This is a genomic window from Moritella sp. 36 (genome assembly GCF_018219415.1).
GTDB lineage: Bacteria > Pseudomonadota > Gammaproteobacteria > Enterobacterales > Moritellaceae > Moritella.
In genome coordinates this window covers 551,204-566,808 of record NZ_CP056120.1, presented here as the reverse complement: position 1 = coordinate 566,808, position 15,605 = coordinate 551,204, and the positions used below count along the sequence as shown (strand labels likewise).

The window sequence follows — 15,605 nt, the reverse complement described above, 5'->3', positions numbered from 1 at the left end:
CCTGCCACACGCTACTGACTATTGTTATTTATAAATAACACAATACCAGTAGCCGTCATTGAGAGAATACCTTGTTTACTGCAGAACTCACTTTTGAATGTTACCAAGACACCACTATTGATGCTGTCGATAGTGCGATTACCCAACTTATTGACGCCTTACGCTACAACGGCCAAATACTTGGTCGAGAATTTCCAACCAGTATGGATGACGGCCTCTTTACCACCCGTGTCGTCTGTCCTGAAGAAGAAAGCCTACACCCAAGACATCATTCCAGCATTGTTGAAAGACGCTTACAAGCCTTAAGTGAGGCAGGTTTACTCGCGCCTAAGATCCGTCTGACAGGCATGGATTTACATTCAGATAATACTGATCCTTGTCAGCAACCTGAATGGCAAGTGTTATATACCCATTATCTCAGTACTTGCTCACCTTTACGTTGCGGAGAACATCTCGCCCCTATCCCACTATATAAGTTACCAACACCAGCGATAGGTGATCACCAAGCGTTGTTACGTTGGCAAGTCGATTGGAGTTCAACAGATGAACTGCAAATGCACGGCACCACATTAAAACAAGCCTGTAGTGAAACCTTGACGGATATGAAGAGCCCGTTAAATAATGCTGGATGGCAACTCGCTAAAGATATTGAGCAACAAACGAATATCCCAACCTATTATTATCTTTATCATTTAGCGGATGCAGCAGAACAAGAAGATCAAGCACAAACGCGTCCTTGCCCAAGCTGTGGCGGTGAATGGCAATTGGAAGTTCCATTACACGGTATCTTTGATTTTAAATGTGAGCCTTGCCGTTTATTATCCAATTTACCTTGGTAGCAGCTAACAAAACATAAGATTGCCAAGAAACAGCGCGAGTTAATACTTGCGCTGTTTAATAAAAATGAAACAGCGGTTTACTGTTCGAGTAAGACAGGTGTTAATTGACCAATAAACGTCGCTAGGTCTGGCGCTAATACTTCAGAAATGCCTTTCCCCAGCACTTCACGCACGACTTCACCACTGACGTTATCTAGTGCAATGATCTGCATGTCATCCGCGCAACTAGCAATAAACAGCGTCGGTGGCTGTTTTAGGGTTTTCTTCATCATTAAATGCGCGATCGTATTTTCTTGTAAACGCTCAAAGTCATCGGTACTCCATACTTGTACCAATTCAATGATCTCATCATTAAAACGTGCAGGCATATGGTCACTGAAATAAGCGCCAAAAAAATCGGCGATCTGCGAGTCAAGCTCGATACTTAACGCCGACTCAATATTACTAAATGATGTTATCTCATCACGTTTTACTGGCAACCAAGCTTTATTACCCGCAAGCAATTGAGGATTATTTGAATCCGCAATAAAGCACGGAGAATCCCACTCTGGATCAAACGCCTGTTGTGGTAAATAATCTTGTGTTTGCCAAAGTTGTTCACAGCGCGCATAAAAAGCAATCAATGCATCGGTTACAGCTGCAGTCATTATATTCCCCATAAAAATGATTAAATCTGCTATAGCATATCACTACGCAGTAAAATTTATTACAATCTCGCCACTGATAAGTAAATTAACTATACCCAAACTACCTGAATATGCACCTTGGGGGAGCTTGGCTATATTACGCGCTAACCGATGAGAATAAACCATGACAATTATAAACCGTTACCAAGATTCAACTGCACTGGATAAATTAAACCTAGGGCAAAAAACGGAATACATATCTCAATACCAACCTAGCTTGTTGCAACCAGTGCCAAGACAATTAAATCGCGATGATCTTGCATTATCCGATCAATTGCCTTTCACGGGTTGCGACTTATGGAATTTATATGAGCTGTCTTGGTTAAATAGCAAAGGTAAGCCAATCGTAGCGGTTGCAGAAGTTAAAGTTTGTGCTACATCAGTAAACTTAATCGAATCAAAATCATTCAAACTCTACTTAAACAGCTTTAACCAAACCCGTTTTAGCTCTACAGCAGAAGTAACCGAAACACTACAACGCGACTTAGGAGCCTGTGCACAAGGCCCTATTGAAGTGGTTATGTTTGATGATTTAGATAAAGCGCCAAGTCAAATCACACAAATAACAGGTACATGTATTGATCATCTGGACATTGATGTTGATGATTATGAATTTAATGCCGACTTACTCAACGCCGCAGCAGACAACAATGGTGTTGTTAACGAAGTTGTTTACAGCCATTTATTAAAATCAAATTGCCTCGTGACCAATCAACCCGATTGGGGCAGTGTTTATATTGCTTATCAAGGAAATAAAATCGACCAGGAAGCTTTATTACGCTATTTAATCTCATTCCGTCAGCATAATGAGTTTCATGAGCAATGCGTAGAACGTATTTTTACGGACATTATGCACTTTTGCAAACCAGAGCAATTAACTGTATATGCACGCTATACCCGCAGAGGTGGGCTGGACATAAACCCATTTAGAACCAATTGTAATGCTAAAATAGATAATATTCGCTTAATCCGCCAATAACATGCCCGAGACTGGGTATTTTTTAAATATCCAGTCATTAACAAAGCGAGTAAAATAGTTTAGTATTTGAAGGCTGTAATCAATATTATAAAATCTTCTATCACTATAAGATTACAGCACCAACCTCTCTCAGGTGGAGGCCTGAATTAGCAAAGGAAAGCTAATGTTAATAAGGACATGTGATCATAAGAATGTGATAGCTGCCTTTCTATTCGATATCAAACACATGATTTTACGTTTTGTTTATGCTCTTGTATTTCTTCTCTTTAGCACTACTGCAGCTGCCAGTTTATTTGATCAGCTGATCTTACCGAATGAACTCAAGCGCAGTCAGTCTGTGCAATACAGCCAACCTTATCAATGTATTCAAATTATTGATGAATTTTTGCAAACACAAAAACAAGACATCATGACTGAAGTCTCTCGTATGAGTAAAATCAGAGAAAAATCGGTAACGCCTTCAGATCTTGCGCTCATCAAACAACAAAAAGCGCTCTGCTATTTCTATGCAAATAATATCGATCAAGCCGTTGTTACGCTCGATAAAATGCTCGCTGAAAAATCGAATTCCGTACCACTGCATTTAAAACAACAAAGTTTATTAATCAAAAGCCACATTCTAGCACAATCTAATACGCTCGCTAATTTCCAACTTGCACAAGAAACTATTAACAAAGTCATCGATAGCATGAATGACAATACTTATAATCCGACTGCTAATGGCTCTTTTGCACTCAAGATTATTTCCGGTGAGATTGCGTTAAAACTCAATAATTACGAAGAATCAATGCAACTATTTCGCGAAGCTGAACAATATGGCGTCCAAACCCCACTCACGAACAATGCCGCTTGGGCAGCTTACGCAATTGGGTATAATTACCAACAGCAAAATAAATTAACCTTAGCGATTAATTTTTATAACAAAGCCCAACAAAAACTACTTGATAACCAAGATACCCTCAATGGCCTGCTAACTAAAAAAATGAGCCAAGCCTATATCGCCCAAGACAACTTTAAATTAGCGATCAGCTTTGCCAATCAATCTGCCCAGTACTATCAAAATCTGGGCAACAAATTACAACTCTCCGATTCTTTATTAGCACTTGCCAGTATGCATCGTAAAATTAAAGAATATAACTTATCGCTCGTTTATTATTTTAACGCTCTCGATTTACTGAAGGTGTATAATAAGAAAGACAAATTAAACGCAGTCTATTTCGAAGTGGGTAAAACTTACTTACAAATGGGCAACTATAGTTTAGCCGAGCAATATTTATCGAATGCAGAGCAGTTGTTTCACGGTAATGGTCAAACAGCTTTATTACTTGAATCACTCGTACATCTCGCTAATTTAGCGATTCAACAACAACATTACGACACCGCATTAATACGTTTAAATAAAGCATTATCGATCGCCGGTAAACTAAACAATAGTAAACAATTTGAAACCGTCTATCTGTATCTTGCGACAGCCTATGAAGAAACAGATCAATACGAGAAGGCACTCGATAGCTATAAGCAATTTATACGTTATAACAAGCTCTCTAATTTTGAAGCAAAAAAAGCATTTCCCGTATCGAATCAGCACAAAGAAAATAATGAAATAAAATCGCAAAAGATAAACCAATTACAAGCACAAGTACTCAAGCTAAGACAATCAAAACATAACTTGGTTATTAATGTTTTCTTACTTGCTTCAATTATGCTAATTATTCTTTATTTGTACTACATCAATACGCAAAAAATGAAATTACAAAAACAAGATGTTGAGCAGTTAGAGAATAACTACAATATTCATTCAAATACAGGCTTGAATAACATCCACAGTCTGAATCAATATATTCCGACACCACTGCAAGAAGCACGATTTTATTCTGATTGGGAATATTCAGATAAGCAAAACAGTGTGCATAGCTGCGCAATCATTAGTCTCGATTTTTTACTGCCTTTACGTCAAAAATTCAGCCTTTCACTCGTAAATAAAATAGAAACGGAATTAGGCACATATTTAAAACATCAACTACATGATTCAGAACGCTTATTTCAGTTGAACGACACGCAATTATTGTTAGTTAAGAAAGTAAACAAAAATTACGATCCTGCCATTATTGCCGACCGAATCTTAGACTGGTTCGAGCAATTTGATTGCCAGCTTAATTTTGACAAAGATATTTCGATTGGAATGGTTTCTCACCCCTTCTTATTTAAATACCCAACGGCAATAGACAGTAAAAAACTGTTAAATATTGCTACCTTAGCTTTATCAGGAGCAATCCAGTTAAGTCGCAAACATAAGCGAAATAGTTGGGTTAAATTAAGTGCCCTGACCTATACACAGCCGGCATTCTTCCATGGGGATATCTGGAATCGCTCAAAACAAGCCATTGAAAAAGGCTTAGTAAAAGTCACCTCATCAACAGACAAAAATGATATTAATTGGCTGTAAGCTTACATTTTAACACCAAACTATTTTATAGATGTATATATAGTGGTAAGCTAATCTTCATCTTTGATTTAACTTATGTGAAAAGTATTCATGCAGACATCACAAGATTCGCACTCAGCAACACAGCAAAGTGATGCCAGCGGGTACGCAAAAATTAACACTGCCATGTTATTAGCATTTATTAATCGTTTACTGGGTGCCACGCGAGGTATCGATACCGAGCTAAACATTGAAGTAAGTAAGCTAAAATCAATTCTTGAACGCAGTGCGTCTGACAATGATCTTATCACTCAAATCAAACAGGTTGAGCGTCAAGTGATGCTACAACCGCATATCTTATCCGATACCTTAAAAATTGGTGATAGCGCTACAATTCAAGCCACTAAATCATTGATTAATTTGTTACAGGACGATCCAAAACTCACCGCCGAGTTGCAATTACTATTAGCAGAACCCAAAGTTACCGCTGTGGCGGCATTGCAAACGAAAGTGCAATCACTCTTCTGCATTTACCACAGTGCAATCAAAAACTTACAAATGCATCGTAGTAATAATGGCGGTGTAACGGCAACCGCGCACAAAAAAATATGTGACGATTTGCAACGCTTAATCAATGAACTTGATTTTGCCGGTGGGTTTGGCTCAAATCTTCAAAAAATCCGTCAACGTTTATTGCAAGGTGTCGAGAGCCATGAACTCGTTGATATCTGTTTGCAGATCATCAATAATATTATCGAAGGCGCACGTGAAGAACGCTTAGCATCGAAGACGTTTTTACATGCGATTGTCGAAGAACTCAATAATATCGCTTATAAGTTTGATAACTCATTCATTGATAGTAGTAAAATAAGTAAAAAACAGATGAGTTTGTTGGAAAACCTCAAAGAGCGAATTGATATTTTAGACTTAGATATCAGTACCTGTGAAAACCTAGAAGAAACGAAGTTACACGTGCAACAAGGGCTTGAAATCATCTCAAGTAGTATTCAACAACAAGAACAATTACTACAAGAAAAAGTCCGATTAGAACAACAAATAAAAGCAGTTCAGGCTCAACTCGAGCAACTCAAAAAAGAAACATTACTGCATACACAACGCCTAGAAGCACAACAGCATAAGCTATACCTTGACTCTTTAACGCAAGTATACAATCGCACAGCATTAGACGAACGCTTTAAACTTGAGTTTAAACGTTGGCTGCGTTATCAAACCAACACCACAATCGCGATTATCGACATCGATCACTTTAAAAATATCAATGATACCTTTGGTCATATTGCGGGAGACAAAGCCCTTAAAATAGTCGCTAGAGCCTTACAAAAATCGATTAAGAGTAAAGATTTTATCGCCCGTTTTGGTGGTGAAGAATTTGTCGTATTACTTGCCGACTTAGAACCACATGAAATACAAGCAATTTTAGATAACCTGCGCAAGACAATTAAAAATATACCATTTAGATTTAAAGGCGAACAAATCTCAATAACAATCTCAATTGGTGCAACTCAATTTGCACCAGAAGACAATGAAACCGTTGAGCCTTTCGAGCGAGCGGATAAAGCCTTGTATCAAGCAAAAAGCTCAGGACGAGATAAAGTTATCATTAGCAACTAAACTTAATGAGACCTGCGGTAATAAGTACGTCCATATTCATTTTTTATCAATCGGTTATACGTGCTTAATGCCAGCTTATCTGACATGGAGTTTAGCTTATGATCACGCACATTAAACCCGTTGGCAGTATGGACTTGCTTTCACAGCTTGAAGTCGACCGACTACAACAAACAGCCACCAGTGATTTATATTTATTATTCCGAAATTGTTCACTAGCCGTATTAAACTCAGGCTCTCGTACTGATTCCAGTAGTGAAATTTTGAAAGCATTCCGCAGCTTTGATATCAGTGTTGGACAACGTGAACGCGGCGTAAAGCTCGAACTGCATAACGCCCCAGAACAAGCGTTTGTCGATGGTGAGATTATTCGAGGTATTCAAGAACACCTATTTTCAGTATTACGCGATATTCTTTATGTTAATAGTTATATAGAGCAAGAACCCGTCCCCAAAAAAGAATTATCTTCATTTTTAACTAACCAAGTATTCTCCATTTTACGTAATGCGCGCGTGATAAAATCAGATTCAGATCCTAACATGGTCGTTTGCTGGGGAGGGCACTCCATCCGCTCACCGGAATACGAATATGCTAAAGCCGTTGGTCATGAATTAGGCTTACGCGAGATAAACATTTGCACGGGTTGCGGACCTGGCGCAATGGAAGGTCCAATGAAAGGGGCAACAGTTGGCCATGCGAAGCAGCGCGTAAAACAACGCCGCTATCTTGGTTTAACCGAACCCAGTATTATCGCCGCCGAACCACCTAACCCCATCGTTAATGAACTCGTCATTTTACCGGACATTGAAAAACGTTTAGAAGCCTTTGTACGCCTGTCTCACGGTATTATTATTTTCCCCGGCGGTGCAGGTACCGCCGAAGAACTGTTATATTTACTGGGTATCATGATGCACCCAGAAAATAAACGACAGCCGTTGCCGATTGTACTTACCGGGCCTAAGGAAAGCGAAGACTACTTTACCACCATTGATGAATTTGTCGGTTTAACCCTTGGCTTTGAAGCGCAAAAATACTATCAGATTATTATTGATGATGCCGCAAGTGCAGCACAAATAATGAAACAAGCCTTGCATAAAACCTATGAATATCGCCGTGCCATTGGTGATGCTTATTCATATAACTGGAGCTTAAAAATAGAATTAGATTTTCAAATGCCATTTATCCCAAGCCACCAGCATATGGCGGCATTAAATCTCAACCTTGATCAAGCCCCTGAAGTATTAGCAATGAACCTGCGAAAAGCCTTTTCCGGTATCGTCGCGGGTAATGTTAAAGACTCAGGGATCAAATCAATTGAAAAAAATGGTCCATTTAAATTGCAAGGCGACCCCAAATTAATGCAATTAATGGACAATTTATTAAAAAACTTCATAAAACAGAATAGAATGAAGCTTCCAGGTAGTAAGTATGAACCTTGCTATGAAATAATAAAGACCAATTAACTTTGATGAAATACGGATATGGCCCAAAATCACTTATTAATTATCGATGCGTTAAACCTGATCCGTCGAGTTCATGCAGTACAACTAAATCAAAGTAATGATCCGGTTGCGCAAATAAGCGCAACGCGCGAAACCATTAAGCAAGCAGTTCGAAAGTTATTAGCGATCACGGCTCCGACGCATGTCGTCGCGGTCTTTGATGCTGAGCAAACAGGCTGGCGCCATGAGGTCTACCCCGATTACAAAGCGAATCGTAAACCAATGCCTGAAAGCTTGCAGCAAGCACTCAATTTAATCCAAGATGACCTATGGGATTTGAACGTAGACTCTTTATTAACAGAACAAGATGAAGCGGATGACCTGATTGCAACACTCGCTATCAAAATGTCAGCGCAACAGCAACAAGTCACCATTATTTCGACCGATAAGGGTTACTGCCAACTGTTAAACCCTTACATTCAAATTCGTGATTACTTTAACAAACGCTGGTTAGACCAAAACTTTATTGACGATAAATTTGGTGTGCAGCCACAGCAGCTTGTCGACTACTGGGCCTTAACAGGGATCAGTGGTAGTCATCTCGCTGGCGTTGCAGGAATTGGACCTAAAACAGCCACCCAGTTATTAACACAGCATGTTACTTTAGACGCGATTTATGCCAGTGAAGAGCTAAAACCCAAACTTCGCGAAAAACTTGATACACATAAAGAAATGGCTTATATCACCCAGCAGCTAGCGCAGCTCAAAATTGATATTCCATTAGGGTTTAATTTAAAAGATTTACGGTATCAGCCTTAATCATAAAAATGACGCTTAGAGTAACAAGTCGAGTATTCGCACTAAGCGTTAATAGTACAAAAAAAGTGAAACTCTAGATCTACGTCTAACAAATGGCATTCCTACAAAGTTAAACGCTTTATTTACTAAAATAACAGCAGTAACTACATTAACAATCAAGTAATACTTTGTTACCATACGGCAACAAAACATTTTCATTTGAAAGTACGCTAATTAAATAAGGAATATGTATGACACAAAGAAGAATTACAGTGATCCCGGGTGATGGCATTGGTCCGGATATTATTGAGTCTGCAATTCAAATTTTAGATAAGGCTGGCTGTAATTTCGCATATGACTTTGCTGATGCTGGTCTTGCTGCACTACAAACTTCAAGTGAACTGCTGCCAAAAGCAACATTAGATTTAATTGAACAGAACAAGATAGCATTAAAAGGTCCGTTAACAACACCTGTTGGCGCAGGCTTTACGTCAATCAATGTATCATTGCGTAAGCATTTTAATTTATACGCTAACTTGCGCCCAGTAGTCTCTTTTAAAGGTACACGTAGTCGCTACGAAAATATCGATATTATTACTGTGCGTGAAAATACGGAAGGTATGTACTCTGGCGCTGGCCAAATGATTGCCGATGATGGTAGCGAAGCTGAAGCGAAAAGTATCATCACACGTGCCGGTGCAGAACGTATTTGTGTGGCCGCATATGAACTAGCAAAATCAGAAAACCGTAAAAAAGTAACGGCTATCCATAAAGCCAATATTTTGAAAACAACATCAGGTCTATTTCTAGAAGTAGCACGTGAAGTAGCCAAACGTTACCCTGAAATCGAATCAGAAGAAATGATCGTTGATGCAGCATGCATGAACCTAGTTATGTACCCTGAACGTTTCGATGTGATCGTGACTACGAACTTATTTGGTGATATTTTATCTGACTTATGTGCAGGTCTCGTTGGTGGTCTTGGTATGGCTCCGGGCGCAAATATCGGTGAAGATATCGCTATTTTCGAAGCTGTTCACGGTAGTGCACCTGACATTGCAGGTAAAAACCTAGCAAACCCGACATCCGTAATACTTGCCTCTATCCAGATGCTAGAACATCTAGAAATGAAAACAGAAGCAGATAATATTCGTAACGCAGTACGCGATGTCATTGAGTCTGGTGATAGAACAACGCGTGATCTGGGTGGTACGCATGGTACGACAGACTTTACCCAAGCAATTTTAGAGCGTTTATAAGCACCATTATTAAATACAATTAGTTAGCTATACTCAAACTAATTAATTGATTCAGTTGCTTAGCATCACAGATGTTAAGTAACTGATAACCTCTTACACCTCCGCATATAGCGCTCTATACACGCTTCAAAGAGTAATTAAACCCACAACTAGTAATTTGTCGATACCAAGCTATAGTTAAGGTCTCATCAGCAGCTTTGGTGATATATGGCATATAATAACCTTTTGATCATATTCTCAATAAGTTTATTCAGCGAGATCGCTCTTGCGACAGAAGATCAGTTAAGATCCTATATACCAGAGCGGCATTTTTCTAACCGCTATAGTCAAACCGAATTAATGGCAACAGCAGCCCTGAGCCCAAAATTTGAGATTAAACAGTCGCTGTTTGTTATCAAACAAAGCAAAAATAAGCGTAAACATACCGCGCGACTACAACTGCTTAATATGTGGATAGATCCCGATATTACTCGCCTCTTTATCCCCAGGCTCAAAGATATTGGCAAGCTAAGCTTACACTTGCATTACAGCTTAAAACGCAGTCCTTATCTATTGTTTGATTACGAGCGCGTCACTATCAAAACAAAAGTTAAATCAAGCGGCATTCTACAGCACGAGGCCTATTATAATATGAATATCGAGGGGGCGATCATTGGGATTAAAGTACGTGGCAAGGATCCACTATTATATTTTAGTTATCGTTTTAAATAACAAAGCCATTAAATAAACCACAGATATGGTATTTAATGGCTTGGAATATAAGAGGACACACTGGATGTATCCCCTCCTTCTTATTTTATTACTCTATACTATTTGTCTTCAGGAATGAAATGTGCCCAAGCAACATGCACAGTCACTTCATCACGATCATGATAAAGGTGCTTAGCTTGAATAACAAAACGATCGTCAAGTTGCTTATCTAAAATAGCTAAACAATCTTCCAATGTATGGTAACGGCGTTTTAATGGCAGTTTAAGGTTAAAGATTGCTTCTTTACACCATGCATTTAATAACCATTTACACATTAGACGAGCAACACGCTCTGGTTTCTCAATCATGTCACATACCAGCATATCAACTGGTGGGTTCTCAGGAACCTTGATCTTATTACCGTTTAGTTTACGGTTGGTCCACGCAATCGTCGTTTTAGCAGGCTCATATTTAAAGCCGTCTTCTTCGAAGTGCTTAACTTGACCGGTTTCCATTAGGCTATCCGCCATTGCACCGTTATCAATAGCAACAACAAACATGCTTCGTTGTACTAACTGATACGTCCAACCACCAGGACAAGCACCTAAGTCAACCGCACGCATAGCTCCACCGATACGTTTATCCCACTGATCGGCTGGGATGAATGCATGGAATGCTTCTTCTAGTTTCAATGTCGAGCGACTTGGTGCTTTCGAAGGAAACTTAAGACGCATAATACCCATAGGTAATGGCGAGTTATTAAAGCTATATGAGTAACCAATATAAACACTGGTATTCGTAATGAAAAACACGTGCAGTACTGGACGGTTTTTATTTTCTTTTGGTAATAAGTGATTGCCTTTACGTAACGATTGGCGAAGTGGCACCGTATACTTACGGCAAAATTTAGAGAGCTCTTTACCTTCGTTAGTATCAGGCATTTCAACACGTAGCTCACCCATGGCTTCGATACCGTCACAGGCAGCAACCACAGGGTTTACACGGTCGTAAAGCGGCATATCATCAACACGTGCGTGTAATGCGATCATTTGACGTGCAAAGATCAATGATGAAAGTGGTAATTTTTTCGCTATTGAATCCACATCTTCAGCAGAGTGACATTCAAACACAACATAACCCGAATTCAGCGTTACTTTAGCAAAACCATACGCCTCCATGGCAGTCGCTCGTGCTTGAATTTCAGCGGCACATTCTTTTTCATAACCAGGGCGGCAATATAATAAAATACCATTCATTTTCTAATAACCTCATTTTCGTCATCAACATGGCTGACGATATACACTCAGTATAGATACAATACCAAGATTCAAAATTCATAAAGTATACACAAACCAGTACAGAATACGGGGTATCTTGAACTGGTTTGCATACAAAAGCCGCACAGTCTAAACCCTTGACGATATAACACCAAGGATTTAGTGACTTCGTGATGAATTAATTCTCCACAAACTCTTGCTGTTCTTCCTCTACTAAAGACAGCATCCAATCACGGAATGCCACAATTTTACCAAGTTCATCTTGCTCTTCACGGCAAACAACGTAATACGCGCTTTTACTCACTAAGACATCAGTAAAAGGACGCACAAGACGACCGGCATCAATTTCTGGCTGTGCTAACACACTGTGTCCCAACGCGACGCCTTGACCATGTATTGCCGCTTGTAATACCATCGAAGTATGACTAAAAATAGGCCCTTGATTAACATTAACACCGATAATATTGCCTTGCTTAAACCAAGCTGTCCAATCACGACGAGACGTATCATGCAATAACGTGTGCAGTTTTAAATCATCCGGCGTTCTGAGTGGTTTAACGCCATTCAGTAATAGTGGAGAACACACAGGTACTAAATACTCGGTATGTAATTTCTGCGCATGTAAATCTTTCCACTTTCCTCGACCATAATAAATCGCGACATCCACATCATCAGTCAGTGATCCATCATCCATATCAACCGCTTTAATGCGGACATCAATATCTGGGTAGAGTTCTGAAAACAAAGATAAACGCGGTACTAACCACTGAATCGCAAAACTAGGCTGTAAACTAACCGTCAATGAGCCTTTTGCACCTCTAGCTAATAAACGTTCTGTCGCATCAATGAGTGAAGTGAAAGTATCTTTAATATCCAAAAAATAACTTTGCCCTTCTTCCGTTAAAAATAACGCACGGTTTTGGCGACGAAACAATTTAATGCCTAAATACTCCTCTAGCGCTTTAATTTGATGGCTTACAGCCGCTTGCGTCACATAAAGCTCTTCAGATGCACGGGTAAAACTAGAATGTCGAGCTGCGGCTTCGAAAACACGTAGCGAATTTAATGGCGGAAGTCTGCGTGACATAGTGTCGTCCAGTTAGATAAGAAAAACTAATGCGAAACATTATAATTTGTCAATTGTAAGAATACTAGAAAATAACTATAGTGCGCGTATGTATATAGGACATAATACTTATTTTTACTAATTTTCGTTAATTAGTATTATTTATATAAGTTAGTCTTTGTTATGTAATGTTGTGTTTGTTTGCTTAAACTTTTTGGTTTAGGCCTTTAAGTAGAGATTACTTATTTCAAACCTTTGATAATATGCTTAATACACTTGTATTATCAGTCAAAGGTTTTTAGCGCTGTATGATTACAGCGCTTTTTTTATGCCTGAAATTAATCGATATCAATCGCAGTAAAACTCTTTATTAGATCATCAATCGCTTTTGCTTGTGTTAAAAACGCTTCTAACGTAGCAAAAGGCAACGCTGAAGGACCATCACAACGCGCTTGTGCTGGATTCTCATGCGCTTCAATGAAGAGACCCGCAATCCCCGTCGCTAAGCCTGCATAGCTTAATTCAGGTACTTGCTTACGACGACCACCCGACGCAGCACTACCCGCATCACGCTGTTGTGTTGCATGGGTACTGTCTAGAATGATTGGTGTACCCTGAGTAAGCTCTTTCATTACACCAAATGCTAGCGGATCAACGACCAGGTTATCGTAACCATGGCAATGACCACGTTCACATAAAATAACTTGATCATTACCACATTCAGCAAACTTATCAACGATATTGCCCACTTGATGCGGAGACATAAATTGTGGTTTTTTAATATTAATAACAGCGCCCGTAGCCGCCATTGTTTGCACTAAGTCCGTTTGACGTGCAAGAAAAGCAGGGAGTTGGATCACATCAACAACATCAGCCACTGGTTGACACTGTGCTTCAGTATGCACGTCGGTAATGATCGGCACATTAAACTCAGCTTTCACACGTTGAAAGATGTTTAAACCTTTTTCCATGCCTACACCACGGAAAGAATGGATACTAGAGCGGTTGGCTTTATCAAATGACGCTTTAAATACAAAAGGAATACCCAGTTTATCCGTCACTGTTTTATATGCTTCTACAGCGCGTAGAGTCGACAGTTCGTCTTCTAATACATTGATGCCACCAAATAACACAAATGGTAGATCGTTGGCACAAACAATATCATTACCAATTTTTACTATTTTTGCATTCATAATTATTACCTTAAAGGGTCCATTTTATATCAGTTAATTTTAATGAATCGTATCATCAGTCGCAGCAAGTTCATCTATTTGTGCTTTTAAAACTCTTGTGATCGGATCGTCTGGACATTGTTCAATAAAATAAGCAAAATCTTCACTGGCTAATTTTTTACAATCAAGTTGTTGTAACAAAAATCCGCGGTCTCTAATTTCATAAGGTTCATCAGGATCGATCTCTAAAATGAGGTCAATACAGCGTAATGCATACGAGAAATGTTCATCACGAATTAACGCCGCTTTTAATACCTGTAATAAACGCAAGTAATGCATTTCGTTCGTAGCTTCGAATAAATCATCATCAGATAACAGAGCATGATTACCTTCGATACCACGTAACAATACCTGGAGTTTATGACGACTCAATGCCTGTCCATCAGCTGGATTAACATAAATCCCGTCTTGTTTACTACCGAAACGTAACACAAATTGGCCAGGGAATAAGATCCCAACCACATCCACTTCAAAATGTTCGGCAAAGTACATAAATACAGTGCCTAGTGACAGCGGCACACCATTACGACTGCTAATGACTTTATGTAATAATACACTGTCGAGTTCTAGCCACTTACGCCAATCGCCGGCAAAACCAAGTTGCTGATAAAACAAATACAATAACTGGTCACGTTTCTCAACATCACAGGTAAAGCCTTGCATATCAACTTCGATAAGTTCAATGAGCTCATCCAATTCAATAATCGCCTCTTCGAGTAACGGTTTCTCCGTTATTTCCTCAATGGCTGATAATGTTGCGAGCATGACGTTATCAATCATCAGCACTTCTTCTGCAAGCTCATCATCGTATTCTTCTAGTTGTTCACTATCAATAGCGTGGTTATCTACTGCTATATCTTCTGCCAGTTCTGTTTCTGTCAGCGCTGCATTTGCATCTAATTCCATCATTACCTCAGCAAATATGCTTCGCCATTAACGGCTAACGAGTACACATAAAATAACCAGCCGATACTACCGGCAAACGCAAAACAGCGGAAAAATAGATTCTTACCTTGCTGTAATGACATAAACATCATGAAGGTGATGGCCAGTGTCGACATTAATTTTTCTGTCATGACCGTTTCAACAAACGGGGCACGACCTGAAACCATACACACTAACGCAATCATCATCACAGTGATCATATCTATCACCTTACGTGATTTGATAAAACCTGTATGCTCAAGATACGGTGATTGCTTTACTGTAAAGGCAAAATTTACAAAATACATCAGCACACTTAATAACAGCGTCACGATGTGCAGCGGAATAACAATATCCAT

At 39.3% G+C, this 15,605-nt stretch carries 14 protein-coding genes; 8 read left to right on the top strand and 6 right to left on the bottom strand.

Features of this window, described 5'->3' with window-relative positions; genetic code table 11:
- Nucleotides 1-71: 71 nt before the first annotated feature.
- Nucleotides 72-839: a Zn-ribbon-containing protein gene (locus HWV03_RS02655; protein WP_211673964.1), complete on the top strand. Its 768-nt coding sequence runs from the start codon at nt 72-74 to the stop codon at nt 837-839.
- Nucleotides 840-916: 77 nt separating this feature from the next.
- Here the strand turns inward: HWV03_RS02655 and syd are convergent, their stop codons facing one another.
- Nucleotides 917-1,486 (bottom strand): SecY-interacting protein, encoded by a 570-nt coding sequence (gene syd, locus HWV03_RS02650; RefSeq protein WP_211678338.1) that lies wholly within the window; start codon nt 1,484-1,486, stop codon nt 917-919.
- A 163-nt stretch (nt 1,487-1,649) separates the two neighbouring features.
- Here syd and queF point away from each other — a divergent pair, with 163 nt between their 5' ends.
- The 7 genes from queF (at nt 1,650) to HWV03_RS02615 (ending at nt 10,768) form a co-directional block, all read left to right on the top strand.
- Entirely contained in the window at nt 1,650-2,504 is an 855-nt protein-coding gene (queF, locus tag HWV03_RS02645) for an NADPH-dependent 7-cyano-7-deazaguanine reductase QueF (RefSeq protein ID WP_255547025.1), read from the top strand.
- A 163-nt stretch (nt 2,505-2,667) separates the two neighbouring features.
- The gene (locus tag HWV03_RS02640) at nt 2,668-4,950 is read left to right on the top strand and encodes a tetratricopeptide repeat protein (protein ID WP_255547024.1); all 2,283 of its coding nucleotides are present in this window, start codon (nt 2,668-2,670) and stop codon (nt 4,948-4,950) included.
- Nucleotides 4,951-5,040: 90 nt separating this feature from the next.
- Nucleotides 5,041-6,561, top strand: a complete 1,521-nt coding sequence (locus HWV03_RS02635; protein WP_211678337.1) for a GGDEF domain-containing protein — start codon at nt 5,041-5,043, stop codon at nt 6,559-6,561.
- Between the two features lie 98 nt (nt 6,562-6,659).
- Complete coding sequence (gene ppnN, locus HWV03_RS02630) at nt 6,660-8,021, top strand: nucleotide 5'-monophosphate nucleosidase PpnN (protein ID WP_211678336.1); 1,362 nt, start codon at nt 6,660-6,662, stop codon at nt 8,019-8,021.
- 18 nt (nt 8,022-8,039) lie between these two features.
- Complete coding sequence (xni, locus tag HWV03_RS02625) at nt 8,040-8,819, top strand: flap endonuclease Xni (protein WP_211678335.1); 780 nt, start codon at nt 8,040-8,042, stop codon at nt 8,817-8,819.
- 230 nt (nt 8,820-9,049) lie between these two features.
- Nucleotides 9,050-10,057, top strand: coding sequence for an isocitrate dehydrogenase (locus tag HWV03_RS02620; RefSeq protein WP_211678334.1), 1,008 nt, complete (start codon nt 9,050-9,052; stop codon nt 10,055-10,057).
- Nucleotides 10,058-10,264: 207 nt separating this feature from the next.
- Nucleotides 10,265-10,768, top strand: a complete 504-nt coding sequence (locus tag HWV03_RS02615; protein WP_211678333.1) for a hypothetical protein — start codon at nt 10,265-10,267, stop codon at nt 10,766-10,768.
- Nucleotides 10,769-10,866: 98 nt separating this feature from the next.
- Here HWV03_RS02615 and rlmM read toward each other — a convergent pair whose 3' ends face one another.
- The 5 genes from rlmM to HWV03_RS02590 form a co-directional block, all read right to left on the bottom strand.
- Nucleotides 10,867-12,003: a 23S rRNA (cytidine(2498)-2'-O)-methyltransferase RlmM gene (rlmM, locus tag HWV03_RS02610; RefSeq protein WP_211678332.1), complete on the bottom strand. Its 1,137-nt coding sequence runs from the start codon at nt 12,001-12,003 to the stop codon at nt 10,867-10,869.
- A gap of 199 nt (nt 12,004-12,202) precedes the next feature.
- Entirely contained in the window at nt 12,203-13,111 is a 909-nt protein-coding gene (locus tag HWV03_RS02605; RefSeq protein WP_211678331.1) for a transcriptional regulator GcvA, read from the bottom strand.
- Between the two features lie 317 nt (nt 13,112-13,428).
- On the bottom strand, nt 13,429-14,283 hold the full coding sequence (gene kdsA / locus HWV03_RS02600) for a 3-deoxy-8-phosphooctulonate synthase (protein ID WP_211673954.1): 855 nt from the start codon (nt 14,281-14,283) through the stop codon (nt 13,429-13,431).
- Nucleotides 14,284-14,322: 39 nt separating this feature from the next.
- A complete protein-coding gene (locus HWV03_RS02595; protein WP_255547023.1) occupies nt 14,323-15,231 on the bottom strand; it encodes a SirB1 family protein in 909 nt (302 codons plus the stop codon).
- Nucleotides 15,231-15,605 carry a SirB2 family protein gene (locus tag HWV03_RS02590; RefSeq protein WP_211678330.1) on the bottom strand — a complete coding sequence of 125 codons (375 nt, stop codon included), beginning with the start codon at nt 15,603-15,605 and terminating at the stop codon, nt 15,231-15,233. The genes HWV03_RS02595 and HWV03_RS02590 overlap by 1 nt, the downstream gene beginning before the upstream one ends.

Excerpts from the sequence above, each read along its gene's own strand:
- syd (WP_211678338.1), bottom strand. The coding sequence starts at position 1,486 with ATGACTGCAGCTGTAACCGATGCATTGATTGCTTTTTATGCGCGCTGT.
- queF (WP_255547025.1), top strand. The coding sequence starts at position 1,650 with ATGACAATTATAAACCGTTACCAAGATTCAACTGCACTGGATAAATTA.
- HWV03_RS02640 (WP_255547024.1), top strand. The coding sequence starts at position 2,668 with ATGTTAATAAGGACATGTGATCATAAGAATGTGATAGCTGCCTTTCTA.
- HWV03_RS02635 (WP_211678337.1), top strand. The coding sequence starts at position 5,041 with ATGCAGACATCACAAGATTCGCACTCAGCAACACAGCAAAGTGATGCC.
- ppnN (WP_211678336.1), top strand. The coding sequence starts at position 6,660 with ATGATCACGCACATTAAACCCGTTGGCAGTATGGACTTGCTTTCACAG.
- xni (WP_211678335.1), top strand. The coding sequence starts at position 8,040 with ATGGCCCAAAATCACTTATTAATTATCGATGCGTTAAACCTGATCCGT.
- HWV03_RS02620 (WP_211678334.1), top strand. The coding sequence starts at position 9,050 with ATGACACAAAGAAGAATTACAGTGATCCCGGGTGATGGCATTGGTCCG.
- HWV03_RS02615 (WP_211678333.1), top strand. The coding sequence starts at position 10,265 with ATGGCATATAATAACCTTTTGATCATATTCTCAATAAGTTTATTCAGC.
- rlmM (WP_211678332.1), bottom strand. The coding sequence starts at position 12,003 with ATGAATGGTATTTTATTATATTGCCGCCCTGGTTATGAAAAAGAATGT.
- HWV03_RS02605 (WP_211678331.1), bottom strand. The coding sequence starts at position 13,111 with ATGTCACGCAGACTTCCGCCATTAAATTCGCTACGTGTTTTCGAAGCC.
- kdsA (WP_211673954.1), bottom strand. The coding sequence starts at position 14,283 with ATGAATGCAAAAATAGTAAAAATTGGTAATGATATTGTTTGTGCCAAC.
- HWV03_RS02595 (WP_255547023.1), bottom strand. The coding sequence starts at position 15,231 with ATGATGGAATTAGATGCAAATGCAGCGCTGACAGAAACAGAACTGGCA.
- HWV03_RS02590 (WP_211678330.1), bottom strand. The coding sequence starts at position 15,605 with ATGGATATTGTTATTCCGCTGCACATCGTGACGCTGTTATTAAGTGTG.